This window comes from Kitasatospora sp. NPDC058478 (assembly GCF_042720345.1).
GTDB lineage: Bacteria > Actinomycetota > Actinomycetes > Streptomycetales > Streptomycetaceae > Kitasatospora.
In genome coordinates, this window is sequence record NZ_JBHXML010000023.1 from 42,467 (window position 1) to 59,804 (window position 17,338).

Here is a 17,338-nt window from a genome sequence, read left to right on the forward strand (position 1 = left end):
GTGGATCAGATCCTGTCCTGGGTGCGCGGGGTGAGGCCGTACGTGTCGGCGATCGGCTTCCACTTGCCCGCGAAGTCCTTCTTCGCCTGGGTGGCCTGCGGGTTGAGCTCGTCGGCCCGCTTCTTGTCGGCGGTGTTCGGGGCCGAGCCCGAGCAGCCCTGGCCGGCGACCGCCCGCGCCCAGTTCGCGTACGCCCGGTCGATGTCGGCCGACAGCTGCCAGGCGGACTTCAGCGACGCCATCGCGTCCGCGCCGCCCGGCACGTCGGAGGCGCTCAGCCCGGCGAGCTTGCGCAGCAGTCCGTCGCGCTGCTTGGCGCCGTTGTCGAACACCTGCGCCGCGCTCTCGATGTCGGCCTTCGCCGGGCAGCTGCTCACCTTGGCGACTGCGCTGCCGATCGGGGCCTTCGCGCTCTCACCCTCGGTGAGCAGGCCGTCCAGGGCCTGCGCCTGCGTCTTGGCGTTGGCGCCGGCACCGCTCGCGGTCGGGGACGGCGCCGCGGCGGACGAGGCCGGGTCGGTGGCGCCGTTCGGCGCGGCGTCCGTACCGGTGGGCGCCGGGCCCGCCGACGGGTTCCCGGTGGACGTCGCGGAGGCGGACGGCGGGGCGGGCGAGGCCTGGTCCTTCTTGTCGCCGCTGTTCCGGGCGGCCACCAGCAGGCCGCCGCCGACCGCCACCACCAGGAGCAGCGCGAAGCCGATCAGCAGCGGCGCCTTCCGGTTGCTCGGGCGGTCCTCGTCGTCCAGGTCCTCGTAGCCGACGGGGTGGTCGGCGGGGTAGGCGGCGGGGTAGTCGGGCTGTCCCTGGTACGGGACGTACGGGGGCTGCTGCGGGCCGGCGGGCGGCTGCGGCGGGTACACGTAGCCGGGGCCGGGGGCCTCGCCGGACACGTAGCCGGGGCCCGGGGTCTGCGCGGACGCGCGGGAGGGGAACGGCGCCGGCGGCGGCACGGACGGCGGCTGCGGGGCGGCCAGGTACGGGCGGGCGCCCAGCGGCGGGCCCTGGTCCCCGACGGCGCCGGCGGCGGGCTGAGCGGGGGCGGGCTGCGCCGGGTTCGGCTGCGCCGGGGTGGGCTCGGCGGGTCGCTGCGGGCCGCGCACCCAGCCGCCCGCGCCGCCGCGCGCGGTGGGGTCCCAGACTGCCGGAGCGGTGTTGTGCTGGTCCGTCATGTGCCGCTAGCCCCCACCGTTAGCCCCCACCGTCCGCCGATGCTCTGCCTGGTGCTGCGCGGACACCGTACCGTTCGAACCTCCGCCCGACAGCTCCGGCACGACGTTAGAGCATCCGTGCAGGGCTGTGGGGCCGCTCGGCGGATCGGCCGGCGGACCGGACCGGGCGGTGGGCGGCTAGCTCGCGGCGGTCCGGCGCAGGACGCGCAGCGAGCCCGTCACCGAGACCTCCTCGAAGCCCTCGGCCAGCGCCCGCAGGTACACCCGGTACGGGGCCTGGCCGCCGTCCGCCGGGTCCGGGAACACGTCGTGCACCACCAGCAGCCCGTCCGGCGCCAGGTGCGGGGCCCAGCCCTCGTAGTCGCCGGTCGCGTGCTCGTCGGTGTGCCCGCCGTCGATGAACACCAGGGCCAGCGGACGCCCCCACAGCGCCGCGATCCGCGGCGAGCGGCCCACCAGGGCCACCACGTGCTCCTCCAGCCCGGCGGCGTGCAGCGTCCGGCGGAACCGCGGCAGGGTGTCCATCAGCCCCACCTCCGGGTCCACCAGCGTCGGGTCGTGGTACTCCCAGCCGGGCTGCTGCTCCTCCGAGCCGCGGTGGTGGTCCACCGTCAGCGCGGTCGTCCCGGCCTCCCGGGCGGCCGCCGCCAGCAGGACCGCCGAGCGGCCGCAGTAGGTGCCGATCTCCAGCAGCGGCAGCCCGGTGCGCCGCGCCGCCGTCACCGCCGCCGCGTACAGCGCCAGCCCCTCGTCCACCGGCATGAACCCGGTGGCCGCCTCGAACGCCGCCAGCACCTCGGCCGCCGGGCGGACACTCTCCAGCAGGTCGGACATGACGGTGCTCCTCGGGCTCGGGACGTGCGCGAACGCGTTCGACCCGGACCCTACTCGACGGTAGAGGGGCGGACCACAGCGGCCCTGGAACGTGTTCTAGTCGGGTCGGGTCGCCCGTGTCAGAATCGGGCCCGACCGTGGAAACCGAGCACACGAGGCACACCGGGAGCAGCCCCATGCGCGCAGCCGTCCTGCACAAGACCGGCCAGGAGACCCTCGACGTCCGGGAGGACGTGACGGCCGTCGGCTTCGGGCCGGGCGCCGTACGGGTCCGGATGCGCGCCGCCAGCCTCTGCCACTCCGACCTCTCGGCGATGAGCGGCGTCCTGCCGCAGCCCGCGCCGTTCGTCCCCGGGCACGAGGGGGCCGGGGAGGTCGTGGAGGTCGGTGAGGGCGTGACCGGCCTCGCCCCCGGCGACCGCGTGGTGCTCTGCTGGATGGCGCCCTGCGGCCGCTGCGCGCACTGCGAGCGGGGCCGCGGCCACCTGTGCATCGCCAGCCTGCGGCGGCTCGGCGCGCCCGGCTTCCGCTTCGAGGACGGCGGCGCGGCGGTCGAGGCCTCCGGGTTCTACGGCACCGGGGCGTTCGCCGAGGAGGTCGTGGTCGCCGCGGACGCCGTCATCAAGGTGCCCGCCGACCTGCCGTACGAGGCCGCCGCGCTGATCGGCTGCGGGGTGACCACGGGCGTCGGCGCCGCCGTCAACACCGCCCGGGTCGAACCCGGCGCCTCCGTCGCGGTGATCGGCGCGGGCGGGGTCGGGGTCGCCGCCGTGCAGGGCGCCCGGGTCTGCGGCGCCGCCCGGATCACCGTCGTCGACCCGGTCGTCTCGCGCCGCGAGCGGGCACTGGCCTTCGGTGCGACCGAGGCGATCGCCCCCGAGGACCTCAAGGCGGCGGCGAAGGGCCTGCCCGGCGGCGGCTTCGACTACGTCTTCGAGGCCGTCGGCCGGTCCGCCACCGTCCGGGCCGGCTACGACGCGGCCCGGCGCGGCGGCGCGGTCGTGGTGATCGGCGCCGGCGCGCAGGACGACCTCGCGCAGTTCACCATGGGCGAGCTGTTCTTCAACGAGAAGCGCCTGCTGCCCTCGCTCTACGGCGGGGCGCCGGTGGCCCGCACCATCGCCCTGGTCGTCGACCTGTGGCGGGCCGGGCGGATCGACCTCGACGGCATGATCAGCCACCGCGTCGACCTGTCGGACGTCAACGAGGCGATCGCCCAGATGCGCAGCGGCGAGGCGCTGCGGACGGTCGTGACGCTGGGGCGCTGAGCCGCGCGCCCTCCCCGAACCCAGGACCCGGGACCCCGAACCCAGGACCCCGAACCCAGGACCCAGGACCCGGGACCCCGAACCCAGGACGCGACGAGGGCCCGCCGGGGGGGTGCTCCCCCCGACGGGCCCTCCCGGTGCGGGTGTGCTCAGCCCCGGTCCGCCGCGGCGCGGTGCCGGCCGTGCGGGTCGGCCTCGGGCTTGTCGTCGGCGGCGGACCGGCCCCGGTGCCGGCCGTGCGACGAGGTGTCCCAGGCGGTGCTCTCGTCGGCGTCGGTCCCGTTGGCCGTGGGTCCGGTGGTGTCGGTGAGGGTGTCGGACATCAGAAATCGTCTTTTCCGTGCGGAGGGTGCAGGTCATCGGCGCCCGGCCGGCGCTTGGCGGCGCGCGGTCGGGTCCCCGATCGGGCGCTCGGTACGCGCCACAGCCGGTGATCGCGGCCCGTGCCCCGGCCACCATAACGGCCGGAACGGACGAGATCCTATCGAGATCATGACGCGCGACCTGCCGTCGAACCCAGCCAGTGACCGACCAACTCGCGGTACAGCGGGGACAGCACCTGAAGATCGCCGTGCCGGGCGAGCACCCCCCGCCCGCCGTCCAGCAGCAGCACCCGGTCCGCGCGCAGGGCCGAGCTGATCCGGTGCGCGACGACGACGAGAGTCCCGGGCCGGGCGGCGAACGCCCGCTCGACCCGCTCCTCCGTACGAGGGTCCAGGTGGCAGGTCGCCTCGTCCAGCACCACGACCGGCGCCGGCGACAGATACGTCCGCACCAGCGCGAGCAACTGCCGCTCCCCGCCCGACAACACGCCCGGATCGCGCAGGACGGCCTCCGGGCCGCCCAGCCGCGCGACCAGCCGATCGGCCCCCAGCACGCGGACGGCACGGGCGAGTTGCTCCTCCGTGACCTCCGGGGAGAGCCAGGTCAGGTTGGACCGCACCGGCCCCGGAAACACGTACGCCTCCTGCGGCACCAGCGCCACCAGCCGCGCCCGCGCCGCCCCCGCCAGCCCGTCCGGCCGCACCCCGCCCACCGACACGGCCCCGCCCGTCGGCGCCAGCACCCCGGCCAGCAGGGCCGCCAGCGTCGACTTCCCCGCCCCGCTCACCCCCACCACGGCCACGTGCTCCCCGGGCCCGAACCCGAACTCCAGGCCCTCCAGCACCGGCGCCCCGGCCCCGCCGTGCCCGAACCCCAACCCGCTCACCCGCACCTCCGGCTCCTGCCCCGGGGCTCTCCCGGGCAGCGTGCTGGGGGCGGCGTCCGCCGGGGGGTCGATCGTGGTGGCGGCCAGGCGGTCCAGGACGACGGCGAGGTTGAGCAGCCAGCCGCCGACCGTCCCCGCCAACGTCCTGACCGCCGGGTCGAGTTGCTGCAGCAGATAGGTCGCGACGCCGAGCAGTTCGCCGGGGGTCAGGGCCTCGCGGGCGAGCAGCCACGGCGCGGCGGCGAGAACGGCCAGGACGGGCAGCCGACCGCCGAGGGCCACGACCAGCGCGCGCAGGGCCGAAGCCCGGCCCAGGGCGCGGGCGGCGGCGGCGCTCGCCCGGGCGGCCCCGGTCAGCGCCTCGGCGACCTGCTCCCGGGTGCCCGTGGCCTGCACGTCGCGCAACCCGTGCAGCGCCCGCCCCGCCTCGGCAGCCAGCCGCTCCTCGGCGAGCACGACCGCCCTCCGCCGCGCCACCAGCGGGCGCAGCAGACGGAAGAAGAGGAACCCGGCGGCGAGCAGCGGCAGCAGGACCAGCGGCAGGACGGCGGGCGCCAGCAGCGCCAGGCCGGCCAGGGCGGCGACCAGGGTGACCCCGACGCCGCGCAGGGTGCGCAGCAGGGTGGCGGTCAACTGCCGTGCGGACTCCACCTGTTCGGTGAGCCGGGCGACCTCGGCCGGATCCGCCGACGGTCGGGCGAGCGCGCTGTGGACCACCCGCTCGACCAGGGCGTCCCGTAACGGCTCCACCACCCCCGCCAGGTGCGGGAACCCGGCCCGCGCCGCGTAGGCCCGGACGGCCATCGCGGCGCCGAACCCGGCCAGCCAGGCCACCCCGGCCCCCGGCCGCCCGGCCAGGAACCCCTGGTCGACGGCGGCCGAGACGAACAGCCCGGACAGCAGCGGCGGCAGCGCCTCCACCCCGGACCAGCCGAGCAGGCGGAGCAGCGGCCCGCGCGTGACGGCCAGTTGCCGGAACAGCAGCGCCCATCCGGGGGAGGCGGACGCGGGAAGTCGGCGCCGCCGACTTCCGGTGCCGGGCGGTCGGCCCGCGCCGGGCCGGCGCCGACGTCTCGGGCCGGGTGGTGCCGGGGTGGCTGGGTGCACGGGAAGTCGGCGGCGCCGACTTCCCGCGCCGCCGTCGGACGGGGCGCGGTGGCGGGCCATCAGGCGGAGGCCGTCTGGAGGGCGGTGTCCGACAGGGCGGCGCGGTAGTCGGGGTCGGCGAGGAGGGTGGTGTGCGGGGCGAGGGCGCGCAGGCGGCCGGCGTCGAGCCAGGCGACGAGGTCGGCGCGGGCGGCGACCCCGGCGCGGTGGGCGACCACCAGCCGGGTGCGGCCGAGGGTGGCGCGGTCGAGGGCCTCGCTGACCTGGTACTCGGTGGCGAGGTCCAGGCCCGAGGTGGCGTCGTCGAGGACGACGACCCGGGCGGGTCGGGCCAGGAGTCGGGCCAGGCCGAGGCGTTGCAGTTCGCCGCCGGAGAGCCGGAGTTCGTCGAGGGGGGTGTCCCAGCCCCGGGGCAGCCGCTGGAGGAAGCCGTCCGCGCGGGCGGTCGCCGCCTCGGCTGGGCCGGCGCCGGCCAGCGCGTCGCGGACCGTACGGCCGACCAGGGCGGGCCGGGCGAAGGCGTAGCCGACCGCGTGCCGCAGTTCGGACGGGGCCAGCGCGTCCACCGGGACACCGTCGATCAGTACGGCGCCCTCGTCGGGGTCGAGCAGCCGCCCGGGCAGCGCGGCCAGCAGCGACTTGCCGGAGCCGGAGCGCCCCACCAGCGCGACCGTGCGGCCGCCGGGGATCGTCAGATCGAGCGGGCCGAGCAGCACCCGGTCGCCGTCGCGCACCACCACGCCGCGCAGGACGACCTCCCCGTAGCCGCCGACGGGGAGGGCCGCCAGGCCGGGGTCGGCCGGGCGGACGGCCAGCAGTTCGTCGGCCCGGGCCTGCCCGGCGCGGGCGTGCGCCACCGCGACCAGCGCCTCGACCTGCTCGAAGAGCCCGGCGCCGAGGGCAGCCCAGCCGGCCGCGGCGGCGAGCGCCCCGGGGGCCAGGGTGTCGTCGGCGAGGAGGGTCCCGGCGGTGGCGAGCACCGCGACCTCGACCACTGCGATCAGCAGGGTGGCCTGCCAGGCGGTGCGCCGCTGCGCCGCCCAGAGCGCGTGCCCGGCGGCGGACAGGCCCGGCAGCGGCGCCAACACCCTTGCCGCCTCGCGCTGTTCGGCACCGGCGGCGCGGATGCTGCGCAGCCCGGTGAGGGCGCCGCTGAGCCGGGCGGCAAGGTCGGCCTGGACCTCCTGGTAGCGGGCGAACACCGGCCCGGCCTCGCGCAGGAAGAGCCGGATCAGCACCACGCCGGGGACGACGCCCGCGAAGAAGGCGAGCGCCAGCCACGGCGACAGCAGCCCGAGCCCGACGATCGCGCCCGCCGAGGTGAGCAGCGCCGTGGCCGCGCCGAGGACGGCGGGCAGTCGGCCGCCCGCGTCGCCGGCCGAGCCCAGCAGGCGGGCGGCGAGGTCGCCGGGCGGTGGTCCGTGGCGGAGCCGGCCGCCGGGTCCGAGGGCGAGCAGGTGGCGGACGAGACGCCCGCGCAGGGCGGCGGTGGCCTCGGCGGAGCAGGCCGGGCCGGCCGCGGCGGCGGTGGCATTGGCCGCGGCGGCCACGCCCAGGACGAGGGCGAGCCGTACGAAGGCGCCGGGCCCGGGCCGGTGGCCGAGGGCGGCGTCGACGGCCGCGGCGAGCGCGGCGGGCAGGGCGAGCGTGGTGGCGGCCTCGACCGGCAGGGCGATGCCGAGTGCGAGGGTCCAGCCGGTGGGGCAGCGGGGCAAGTCGGAGCTCCCGTCGGAACGTCAGAACGTTGGGTAGGGGGGCGGGCGGGCACGTGCAGGGAAACGGACGGTGCCGTCCCCGCCTGTCCGGACAGGCGGGGACGGCACCCACGGCTCACCGCCTGGATCAGCTGTTGGTGAAGATCAGGCAGGTGAGGATGAGACAGGTGTACTGGCAGCCGGCGCCGTGGCCGGTCAGCTCGACGGACTCGGTCTCCGGCAGGTCCTGCAGCGCCGCGAGGTCGGTCTCGAAGTCCACCATGTTCTCCATGATCGGGTTCCTCCCCTGGAACTACGCCCGCCGCGATCTGCCTGCGGGCATCGGGTGTCGCCCCCGGGCGGCTCGGTCCGCCGCGCCGGGGTGGTGCCCCGGGCCGCGTCGGGCCCGGGAGTCTGTGTGGTGAGGTGTCGACGTTCTGAGATGTCGAGGTGCCGACGTCCTGAGGAGTCGAGGAGTCGAGGTGTCGACGTACCGAGGTGTCGGGGCTCCGGTCAGCCCGGTCGGCCGGTCCGCAGGAAGGCGGCCAGCAGCTCGTGCAGCACGGCCGCGCCCTCCTCGGCGAGCACCTCGTGGCCCGATCCGGCCGCCTCGACGTACCGGAAGTCCGCGCCCTCGACCCGGCCGATCCGCAGCAACTCGTGCCGCAGCGAACGGGACTGGCTCACCGGCACGACCTCGTCCCGGTTGCCGTGCACCACCAGCAGCGGGGCGCTCAGCCGGTGCGCCAGCTGGAGGACGTCGCGCGGGCCACGGGCGTCGGTGATCGGCTCGTCGCCGGCCAGCCGGGTGGTCAACGCCCGTACGGGGGCCGCCGCTTCGGCCAGCAGCCGGGCGCCGGACAGGAACGGCGCGACCACCGCGCAGCGGGACACCTGCTCGGCCGGCGCGTGCGCGGCCGCCAGCAGCGCCAGGAACGCGCCGTAGCTGACCCCGAACAGGGCCGGCGGCTCCAGCCCGAGTGCCGCGCGCTGGCCGGCGATGCCGTCCAGCAGGTACAGCACGTCGTCCAGGTCGGGCCCGCCCCAGGCGCCTCGGATGGCCATCGCGTGCGCCACCCCGTAGCCGGTGGAGCCGCGCTGGTTCGGTGCGATCACGGCCAGGCCCTCGGCGGCCATCCGCTGAAGGGCCGGGTCGAACTCCAGCCGCCAGGCGTCCGCCGGGCCCCCGTGCAGCGCCAGCACCAGGTGCGGGCTGCTCAGCCAGGTGTCCCCGCCGTACACCACGGCCTCCAACGGCCCGGCAGGACCGGCGAGTTCGAGGCTCTGCGCGGGCTGCCAGCGGCCGCCGTCCCCGGGTGCGGTGCTGCCGTCCACCCGCCAACCCGGCGGCGGGGTGCGGGGGGTGCGCGGACCGCCGGGCTGCCAGGGCAGCACGGTGTCCCGCCACGGGCCGGGCAGGCCGGAGCCCAGCGGCGCCAGTTGCAGTGGCAGCGGCATCGGCATCGGGCCGGACCCGGGCTTCGCCGGGCCGTGTGCCAGCAGCGCGTCCACGTCCAGGGCGGCCAGCGCCGCCGGGTGGTCGGGCGAGGAGTGCGGGAGCCGCAGCGCCGCCCCGCCCCAGTGGCCGACCGCGCCGAGCCGGCCGGGCGGTACCGGCAGCTGGTCCAGCCGGCCGGCGGCGGCCCGCCACAGGGCGAGCGCGGAGCCGGCGCCGTGGTCGACCTGCACCGCCACCTGCGGGCCGTCCGCCGTCCGCCGCAGCGCGACCGGCCGCAGGAACATGCCCGCGACGTGCAGGCACTCCGGGAACCGCAGCGGTTCGCCGCCGCCCAGCACGCCCCAGCCGAGCCGGTCGGTGCCCGGTGCGTCGCTGCGCACCATCGCGAACCGGCTGTCCGGGTCGAACAGCACCAGCCGGTCGTTGCTGCGCTCGCCGATCTCCAGCAGCGGGGTGGTCGTGCCGCTGCGCAGGTCCAGCACCACGGTGCGGACGAGCCCCGCGTTCACCCGGTCCAGCGCCAGCAGCGCCCCGGCGTGGTCCAGCCAGGCGCCGCCGCCGTGCAACCCCGGGATCTCGGCGACCCGTTCGGGCTCGCTGCCGTCCGTCCGCACCAGCCAGGCGGTGGTCGCCGGGCGGGTGTCCGTCCCGAGGGCGAGCGCCACCGGCGTCCGAGGACCGGCCCCGGGGGGCGTCGGGATCGGCAGCAGCCGCAGCCCGGGCATCCGGATCGTGGCCACCTGCTGTTCCACGGCGCCGTTCTCGCCGTACGAGAGGCGGACCAGGTCGTGCCGCTCGCCGTCGTGCCGGCAGACCAGCACCGAGCCGTCCGGCAGCGCGACCAGTTGCGAACGCAGGCTCTCCGACCGGTTGCCGGGCAGCGGCAACGCGAGCGGAGTGGCCGGCCCGCCGTCCGACGGCAGCCGCCAACTCTCCACGTACCAGCCGCCGTCGGCGGCCGAGGCGAGGCAGGCGGCGTGACCGCCGTCGGCGGCGAAGGTGAAACTCAGTCGGCGCAGCGCCTGCGCGACGGTCCGGGTGGCCACGTTCATGCCCCGCTCACCCCGCTTGCCGCACCCTGGGACCGGCGTACGGCGGGCGGCACCGGATCCACCCAGAGCCGGGGGCCGCCGTGCCGCAGCCGCAGCAGGAAGGCCAACGCTCCCGCCGCGCCGGTGCCGTAGCCGGCCGCGCAGCCCGTCCCGGTCTCGTCCGGCAGCACCAGCAGGCCGCCCCGCAGCGCCGACCGGGCAGCGATCAGCTGCGCCAACTCCTCGGCGCCGGAACGGAATTCCTGCCCGTCGGCGACATCGGCGACATCGGCGGCCTCGGCGAGGTCGAGCAGGTACTCGCCGTCGCCGGCCAGGCCGTGGCAGGCGCTCACCCCGCCGTGCCAGCGCCCGGCCAGTACGGCCCGCCCGGCGGCCAGCGCCAGCCCGTGCGCGGTGGCGTCGCCGGTGGCCCGCCAGAGCCGCAGCAGGAAGGTGCCCACGCCGGACGAGCCGCTGCACCAGTGCGCCAGCCTGACGCGGTCCGGATCGTCCGCGCTCTGCGGCCACCAGGCGCTCTCGCGCGGCGCGTCCCAGCGGACGGTCGCGGCGAGTGTGTGCCCGGCCTCGACGGCGCCGGCGAGCAGGTCGCGGTCGCCGGTCGCCTCGGCGGCGGCCAGCAGGAAGGCGCCCACACCGGCCACGCCGTGCGCGAAGCCGAGGTGGGTGATCCCGGCGAGCGCCGAGTCGAAGTCCGCCGGCACCGGCCACACCCGCCCGTACGGCTCGTGCCGGGCGGCGGCGAGCAGGGCGTGGCCGCAGTGGGCGGCGCGGTCGAGGAAGGCCGGGTCACCGGCGGCTTCGGCGGTGAAGCCTTCGGCCGCAAAGCGGAGTTGGGTGAACCCGGAGCCGGCCGCGCCGTGGCAGACGTCGGGGTTGGGCCACTCGACGGGGATCCGCCGGGCGAGCGCGGCGGCCCGAACGGCCAGCGCGTCGTCGCCCAACGCCCGGGCGGCGTCCAGCAGCGCCCAGGCCGTCCCCGACCGCCCGAAGTGCAGCCCGGGCAGCACCGCCGGCTCGGCGGCCAGGCGCTGTTCGATCCACCCGGCGGCCGTCCGTGCCGTCCGCGCGGCCTCCGCGCGCACCTCGCCCGGCAGGCCCTCCGCCGCCACCGCCCGCGCCAGCACCGCCAGCACCCCGGCGGCGCCGTGCTGCACATTGCACGGATCCGTCCGCTCCCCGGCGGGCACGACCGGCCACAACCGGTCCCGCCGCAGCGGCGTGGCCGTGACGGCCAGTTGCCGCAGGCCGTCGCACAGCATCCGGTCGAGGAGGCCGGCCGACGCGCGGCAGGTTGCGTCCGCAGCGGCGCCGTCGGGTCGGACGGCAGCCCGGGGGCCGCCGGTCGTGGCGGTCGCGGCGGCCGGGTCGGTCGTGGAACGGTCGTCGTGGGCGTCGGCGGAGTGCTCGGCGGGCGTGGCCCGGTGGGCCGCAGCGCGCCACGGCGGAGCGGCGGCGGCCCGCATGGCACCGGCCCTGGCGGGCGCGGCACTGCCGTCGGCGGCTCGCTGCGGGGGTGCGGTGGCGGCGTCGCCGGTCGGGCCGGCGGCATGCGGGCCGTCGGGGTGCCGGGTGTGCGCGGTCCGCCGGTTCGGGGCCTGCCACAGAGGGGTGACGGCGGCGGTGGTCTCATGCTCGTGCGCGGCACCGGGAGCCCCACCTGGGCGTGTGTCATCGCCGCGCCGGGCGTCCGCAGTGGCTTCGCCCGCGAGTTCTGCCCTGACCTGGGCGAGGCTCCAGCGCTGCCCCGGCTGTTCGGCCCGGAGGCCGAGGACGGCGGGGGCGAGGCGGCGGGCGGTGGTGCCGGTGCGGGCGGCGAGGGCGAGCCAGCGGCCGAGGCGCTCGGTGACCGGGCGGGCCCGGGGCAGGTCGTCCGGGAGCAGCGGGTCGTGGCCGGTGGCGAGGAGGAAGAGCAGGCCGCCGAGGGCGTACAGGTCGACGGCCGGGTCGGCGACGCAGGTGCCGTCGTGGACGAGGCCGAGCCGGCCGGGCCCCTGTTCGGGGGCGCGGTAGCCGGGGGTGCCGGCGGAGCCGGCGGGGCGGCCGGTTTCGGCGGCGAGTTCGAGGTCGACGAGCCGGAGGCGGCCGTCGGGGCGGACCATCACGTTGCCGGGGGAGAGGTCGCGCAGGACGAGTCCTTGGGCGTGCACCCGTTCGACGAGGTCGAGGAGGGCGTGCGCGACCGGTCCGGCGTCGGCCCAGTCGACGTCGGGGCTGCCGTCGCGCCGCAGCCGGGCGGCGACCCACGCGCCGAGCGGCTGTCCGGCGATTCGTTCCTGCACGAGGAAGACGGAGTCGTCCCGTTCGATCAGTTCGATCGGGCGGGGTGCCAGGCCCTGCCCGTCCAGCCGGGTCAGCAGGGCGGCCTCGTGCCGCAGGGCGTCGCGGGCGTCGGTGCCGGCCCGGTCGATCTCGATGTGTGCGCGGGCCTGCTTGACCACGACCTCGGCGCCGCTCGCGGCCTCCCGGCCGAGGAAGACCCCGCCCTTGGTGCTGTGCCGTACGGCGGCGGTGATCGCGTACCGCTCGGCGAGCAGCACGCCCGCGCCGCGTTTCGGCCCCGGCCGGGCCGCACCGGTCTCCAGCGGGTCGCTGGCCCAGGTCGGCGCCCGGTAGGAGGCGCCGCGCACGTCCTCGGCCCGTTCGCCGTCCGGCCCGTGCAGGACGGACCGGTACTCCCCGTCGTGGCCGAGCTCGGCGCGGGCCGCGAAGGCGCCGTACCGGTAGTGGACCAGGCTGCCGGGCCGGTAGGGGCGGTCGGAGAGTACGACGGGCCCGGGCAGTCCGGCGGTGGCCCGGTCGAGTCCGGCGGCCAGCCGCCGGAACTGGGCGTCGTCGGCCGGGTAGACGGTAATGAACTTTCCCGCCGAACCCCGATCGCTGTTACGGGAGTTGAGTTCGCGCAGCCGCTGCTCCCCGGCGGCGAACTTGAACGGGCACGGGTCGTCGGCGAGAGCCCGTACGACGGCCGCGAGCACTGCTTCGCCCGCCGCCGAGGCCGCGCTGACGTGGAGCTTCCAGCCCTGCTCCGGGAGTGGAACCGACGCGGGCGGCCTGGCCGTGCACCAGAAGCCCCCGGCGGTGACCTCCCAGTCGCCGCCGCCTCCCCGGCCGCCGGCCTCCGCCAGCGCCGCCCGCGTCGTCTCCGGCCACGGTCCGGCCGCATCCGGCCCGTGGCCCGCCGATTCCCCGCCCCCGGCCGTACGCAGCGATGTGCCCGCCGCCATTCGCCACCACATCCCTTCGTCTCGTCCGCCGCCCGCGGGTGCCCACCTGCTCCGGCACCCGGGCGTGCGGCCCGGCCTGATCGGTTTCCTCGGAAGGAGCGGGAGTGCCGCCCCTGAACGGGAGTGCCGCCTCGGTGTGGCGTGCCGCCCCGGTGCGGCGCACCGCCCTGGTGCGGCGGTGCCGCGCCTGGGGCAGGAGCCCCGGCCGTGCCCGCCCCGGGCCCGGTCTCGCCAGGGCCCGTGTCCGGCGGAGCGCCTTCCCGACCCCCGGTCGGGGCAACTGTCGGGGCAACTCCCGTTCGCAGGACTGAAGTTACTTTCGAGGCGGGAGTGGCTCAACGTAGAGCCGGTCACTTCACTCGTAAGGGTGATCAGGAAGCGGTTTCGAATTCGTGCGAGGGCTCCCGTGTGAGCAGTGGGCGCCGGGCGCGCGGGCGCGTGCGACCGGCGCCGGCCCCTCCCGGGCGCCCCCACCGCAGATTGACGCGCGTCCGTACGCCATCGGCACCCGTGTCCGAACCGCGCCGCCACCGCGCCGCCGCCGCATCCCCGCTGCACCGGCCGCCCCGCTGCCGCCGCCCAGGTCGCCGAACGGCCGAGGCCCGACCGCCCCCGCGCGCACGGTAGTCTCGACAGGTGCCGAAACTGTCCGACGTCATCACCGCGCTCGAAGAGGTCTACCCGCCGCAGTGGGCGGAGGCCTGGGACGCCGTCGGCCTGGTCTGCGGAGACCCCCAGGCCGAGGTCGGCCGCGTGCTGTTCGCCGTCGACCCCGTGCAGACGGTCGTCGACGAGGCCGTCGAGTGGGGCGCCGACCTGGTGGTCACCCACCACCCCCTCTATCTGCGCGGCACCACCAGCGTCGCCGCGACCACCTTCAAGGGCCGGGTCGTACACACGCTGATCAGCAACGGCATCGCCCTGCACGTCGCGCACACCAACGCCGACCACGCCGACCCCGGCGTCTCGGACGCGCTCGCCGAGGCGGTGGGCCTGCGGGTGACCGGCCCGCTGGTGCCGGATCCGACCGACCCGCTGGGCCGCCGCGGCACCGGCCGCATCGGCCTGCTGGAGCCCCCGCTGCCCCTGTCGGCCTTCGCCGCGCAGGTGGCCGAGGGCCTGCCGGCCACCGCCACGGGCGTCCGGGTCTCCGGCGACCCGGACCGGCTGGTGAGCCGGGTCGCGGTGTGCGGCGGCTCGGGCGACAGCTTCCTCGCCGAGGTGCGGGCGGCCGGGGTGGACGCCTACCTCACCGCCGACCTGCGCCACCACCCCGCGTCCGAGGCCGCCGAGGCGGCGCCGGTCGCCCTGGTCGACGCCGCGCACTGGGCCACCGAGTGGCCCTGGCTCGCCCTGGCCGAGCGGGCCCTGCACACCGCCGCCGACCGGCGCGGCTGGGCCGTGGAGACCAAGGTCTCCCACCGGGTCACCGACCCGTGGACCGCGCACGCCCCCATGTCCTTCACCGCCTGACCCGATTCACAGGAGCCTTCCCCTTGAACGCCGCGCCCGCCGACCAGATCCGCCTGCTCGACCTCCAGGCCTTCGACTCGAAGCTCGACCAGCTGGCCCACCGGCGCCGGAGCCTGCCCGAGCACGCCGAGATCGAGAAGGCCTCCGCCGACCACACCGCGCTCAAGGACCTGGTGGTCGCCGCCGAGGCCCAGCAGGGCGACACCACGCGTGAGCTGACCAAGGCCGAGCAGGACGTGGAGCAGGTCCGCGCCCGGTCCGCCCGCAACCAGCAGCGCCTGGACTCCGGCGCGATCACCTCGCCGAGGGACCTGGAGAACCTCCAGCACGAGATCGGCTCGCTGGCCAAGCGCCAGGGCGACCTGGAGGAGATCGTGCTGGAGGTCATGGAGCGGCTGGAGAGCGCCCAGACCCGGGTCACCGAGCTGACCGCGCGCCTGCAGCACTCCACCGTCGTCCTCACCGAGGCCGAGACCCGCCGGGACGCCGCCTTCGCCGAGATCGACACCGAGGCCGACAAGGTCAAGCGGGACCGCGAGACCGTCGCCGCCGTCGTCCCCGCCGACCTGCTGAAGGTCTACACCAAGCTGCGCCAGACGCAGGGCGGCGTCGGCGCGGCCCGCCTCTACCAGCGCCGCTGCGAGGGCTGCCGCACCGAGTTCTCCATCACCGAGTTCAACGCCATCAAGGCCGAGCCGGCCGACAAGGTGGTCCGCTGCGAGAACTGCTCGCGGATCCTGGTCCGCACCGCCGATTCGGGCGCCTGACCCGGTGGCGGCTCGCTTCATCGTCGAGGCGGACGGCGGGTCCCGGGGCAACCCGGGGCCGGCCGGCTACGGCGCGGTGGTCCGGGACGGCGACACCGGGCAGATCATCGCCGAGGCCGCCGAGTTCATCGGCCACGCCACCAACAACGTGGCCGAGTACAAGGGCCTGATCGCCGGCCTCAAGGCGGCCCGGGAGCTCGACCCGGACGCCTCGGTGGACGTCCGGATGGACTCCAAGCTGGTCGTCGAGCAGATGTCCGGGCGCTGGAAGATCAAGCACCCCGACATGCAGCCGCTCGCCGCCGAGGCCCGCACGATCCTCCCGCGCGCCCGGGTGACGTACACCTGGATCCCGCGCGAGCGGAACAAGGACGCCGACCGGCTCGCCAACGAGGCGATGGACGCGGGCAAGGCCGGCCGCCAGTGGGAGCCCAGGCCGCGGGCCGCCGCGGTGGTGGACGAGCCGCCGCTGGAGACCGCCGCCCCCAAGGCGGGCTGGGCCGCCCCCGCCGACCTCGGCACCCCGACCACCTTCGTCCTGCTCCGCCACGGCGAGACCGCGCTGACCCCGCAGAAGCGCTTCTCCGGCAGCGGCGGCAGCGACCCGGAACTGTCCGACAAGGGCCGCTGGCAGGCCGCGCGGGCCGCCGAGGAACTGGCCGCCCGCGGCAGCATCCAGGCCGTGGTGGCCTCGCCGATGCGCCGCACCCGGGAGACCGCCGAGATCGTCGCCGCCCGGCTCGGCCTGGAGGTCCGGTACGAGGACGGGCTGCGCGAGGTCGACTTCGGCGACTGGGAGGGCCTGACCTTCGCCGAGGTGCAGGAGCGACACCCGGAGGACCTGGCGGCCTGGCTCGGTTCGGCGAAGGCCAAGCCCACCGGCAGCACGGAGAGCTTCACCACGCTCACCCACCGGGCCGGCGTCGCCCGGGACAAGATCATCGCCCGGCACCCCGGCAGGACCGTGCTGGTGGTCTCCCACGTCAGCCCGATCAAGACGCTGGTCCGGCTGGCGCTCGGCGCCCCGCCGGACGCGCTGTACCGGATGGAGCTGTCCGCCGCCTCGTTCTGCGCCGTCCAGTACTACGCGGACGGCAACGCCTCGCTGCGGCTGCTCAACGACACCTCGCACCTGCGCTGAACACCCGGGGCTGAACGCCTGGCTCCGGGGACCGCCCCCCCGGAGCGGGCTCAGTGCACCTCGGTGACCACCACGTCCAGCTGCCACGGCTTGCGCGCCGTGCCTTCGGCGGCGAGCTCCACCCGGTGCCCCAGGCCCCGCAACGCGTCCAGCAGCTCGCCCGGTGTCTTCGGCTCGATCCCCGCGACCAGCAGGTCCCGCACCAGGCGCCCCTTGGTCGCCTTGTTGAAGTGGCTGACGACCGTGCGCTTGCCGTTGCGCTCCTGGAGCACCCGGACGGTCGCCGTCCGGGAGGCCACCTCGCCGGCCGGCTTCCACGCCGCCGCGTACGCCGAACTGCGCAGGTCCAGCACCAGCCCGTCCGCCACCTCCGGCAGCACGGACGCCATCGCGCCCCGCCAGTACGCGCCGAGCGCCCCCGGGCCGGGCAGTTTCACGCCCATCGAGCAGCGGTAGGGCGGGATCCGGTCGGAGATCCGCACGGCGCCCCACAGACCGGAGAAGACCAGCAGCGACCGCTCGGCCCGGCCGTACGCGGCCGCGTCCAGCGTGGCCAGACCCAGGTTGTCGAACAGCACCCCGGTGTACACCTCGCCCGCCGGACGGGCACCCGCCGCCGGCAGCCCGGCGTTGCGGGCGATCTCGCCGCGCAGCCCGGGGCTGAGCCCCAGCACCTCCGCGGCGGTGTCCTCGTCACCCCGGCAGAGACCGACCAGCGCGTCCAGCACCTCGCCGCGCGCGGCCGTCAGCCCGGGCAGCGACAGCCGGTCGAGCGCCACCGGCACCCCGTCCCCGGATGCGGCCTTGCCCTCCGAAGGCGGCAACAGCACCAGCACAGCGGACTCCTCAACACTCTGTGGCGGATGAACCCCGCCACCCTACGCAAAACCGGCCTGCCCCGGGCGGCCCGCCCGGCCCGTCCGTCCGCCCCGAGACGGTT

Annotated in this window: 13 protein-coding genes; 4 read left to right on the top strand and 9 right to left on the bottom strand. The window is 76.8% G+C overall.

Features of this window, described 5'->3' with window-relative positions; all coding sequences use genetic code 11:
- Positions 1–5: 5 nt before the first annotated feature.
- Both ACFWPT_RS15065 and ACFWPT_RS15070 read right to left on the bottom strand, forming a co-directional pair.
- Entirely contained in the window at positions 6–1,169 is a 1,164-nt protein-coding gene (locus tag ACFWPT_RS15065; protein WP_380482114.1) for a hypothetical protein, read from the bottom strand.
- Positions 1,170–1,346: 177 nt separating this feature from the next.
- On the bottom strand, positions 1,347–2,003 hold the full coding sequence (locus ACFWPT_RS15070) for a class I SAM-dependent methyltransferase (RefSeq protein ID WP_380370540.1): 657 nt from the start codon (positions 2,001–2,003) through the stop codon (positions 1,347–1,349).
- Between the two features lie 176 nt (positions 2,004–2,179).
- Here ACFWPT_RS15070 and ACFWPT_RS15075 point away from each other — a divergent pair, with 176 nt between their 5' ends.
- Positions 2,180–3,271 carry an alcohol dehydrogenase catalytic domain-containing protein gene (locus ACFWPT_RS15075; RefSeq protein WP_380370542.1) on the top strand — a complete coding sequence of 364 codons (1,092 nt, stop codon included), beginning with the start codon at positions 2,180–2,182 and terminating at the stop codon, positions 3,269–3,271.
- 149 nt (positions 3,272–3,420) lie between these two features.
- On the opposite strand, the gene ACFWPT_RS15080 is transcribed toward ACFWPT_RS15075, so the two are convergent.
- The 6 genes from ACFWPT_RS15080 to ACFWPT_RS15105 form a co-directional block, all read right to left on the bottom strand.
- A complete protein-coding gene (locus ACFWPT_RS15080; protein ID WP_380370544.1) occupies positions 3,421–3,594 on the bottom strand; it encodes a hypothetical protein in 174 nt (57 codons plus the stop codon).
- 167 nt (positions 3,595–3,761) lie between these two features.
- Positions 3,762–5,648: an ATP-binding cassette domain-containing protein gene (locus tag ACFWPT_RS15085; protein WP_380482116.1), complete on the bottom strand. Its 1,887-nt coding sequence runs from the start codon at positions 5,646–5,648 to the stop codon at positions 3,762–3,764.
- Positions 5,648–7,303 carry an ATP-binding cassette domain-containing protein gene (locus ACFWPT_RS15090; protein WP_380482118.1) on the bottom strand — a complete coding sequence of 552 codons (1,656 nt, stop codon included), beginning with the start codon at positions 7,301–7,303 and terminating at the stop codon, positions 5,648–5,650. The genes ACFWPT_RS15085 and ACFWPT_RS15090 overlap by 1 nt, the downstream gene beginning before the upstream one ends.
- Before the next feature lie 127 nt (positions 7,304–7,430).
- On the bottom strand, positions 7,431–7,574 hold the full coding sequence (locus ACFWPT_RS15095; RefSeq protein ID WP_159398410.1) for a VenA family class IV lanthipeptide: 144 nt from the start codon (positions 7,572–7,574) through the stop codon (positions 7,431–7,433).
- A 221-nt stretch (positions 7,575–7,795) separates the two neighbouring features.
- Positions 7,796–9,793 (bottom strand): alpha/beta hydrolase family protein, encoded by a 1,998-nt coding sequence (locus ACFWPT_RS15100; protein WP_380482120.1) that lies wholly within the window; start codon positions 9,791–9,793, stop codon positions 7,796–7,798.
- Entirely contained in the window at positions 9,790–13,017 is a 3,228-nt protein-coding gene (locus ACFWPT_RS15105) for a lanthionine synthetase LanC family protein (RefSeq protein WP_380482122.1), read from the bottom strand. The genes ACFWPT_RS15100 and ACFWPT_RS15105 overlap by 4 nt, the downstream gene beginning before the upstream one ends.
- Before the next feature lie 636 nt (positions 13,018–13,653).
- Here ACFWPT_RS15105 and ACFWPT_RS15110 point away from each other — a divergent pair.
- From ACFWPT_RS15110 to ACFWPT_RS15120, 3 genes are read left to right on the top strand one after another with little or no spacing between them, the layout of a single operon-like run.
- The gene (locus ACFWPT_RS15110; RefSeq protein WP_380482124.1) at positions 13,654–14,490 is read left to right on the top strand and encodes a Nif3-like dinuclear metal center hexameric protein; all 837 of its coding nucleotides are present in this window, start codon (positions 13,654–13,656) and stop codon (positions 14,488–14,490) included.
- A 23-nt stretch (positions 14,491–14,513) separates the two neighbouring features.
- On the top strand, positions 14,514–15,257 hold the full coding sequence (locus tag ACFWPT_RS15115; protein WP_063347374.1) for a zinc ribbon domain-containing protein: 744 nt from the start codon (positions 14,514–14,516) through the stop codon (positions 15,255–15,257).
- A gap of 4 nt (positions 15,258–15,261) precedes the next feature.
- The gene (locus ACFWPT_RS15120; RefSeq protein ID WP_063347373.1) at positions 15,262–16,398 is read left to right on the top strand and encodes a bifunctional RNase H/acid phosphatase; all 1,137 of its coding nucleotides are present in this window, start codon (positions 15,262–15,264) and stop codon (positions 16,396–16,398) included.
- A 50-nt stretch (positions 16,399–16,448) separates the two neighbouring features.
- Here ACFWPT_RS15120 and yaaA read toward each other — a convergent pair whose 3' ends face one another.
- Positions 16,449–17,234 carry a peroxide stress protein YaaA gene (gene yaaA / locus ACFWPT_RS15125; RefSeq protein WP_363628563.1) on the bottom strand — a complete coding sequence of 262 codons (786 nt, stop codon included), beginning with the start codon at positions 17,232–17,234 and terminating at the stop codon, positions 16,449–16,451.
- Positions 17,235–17,338: the final 104 nt, after the last annotated feature.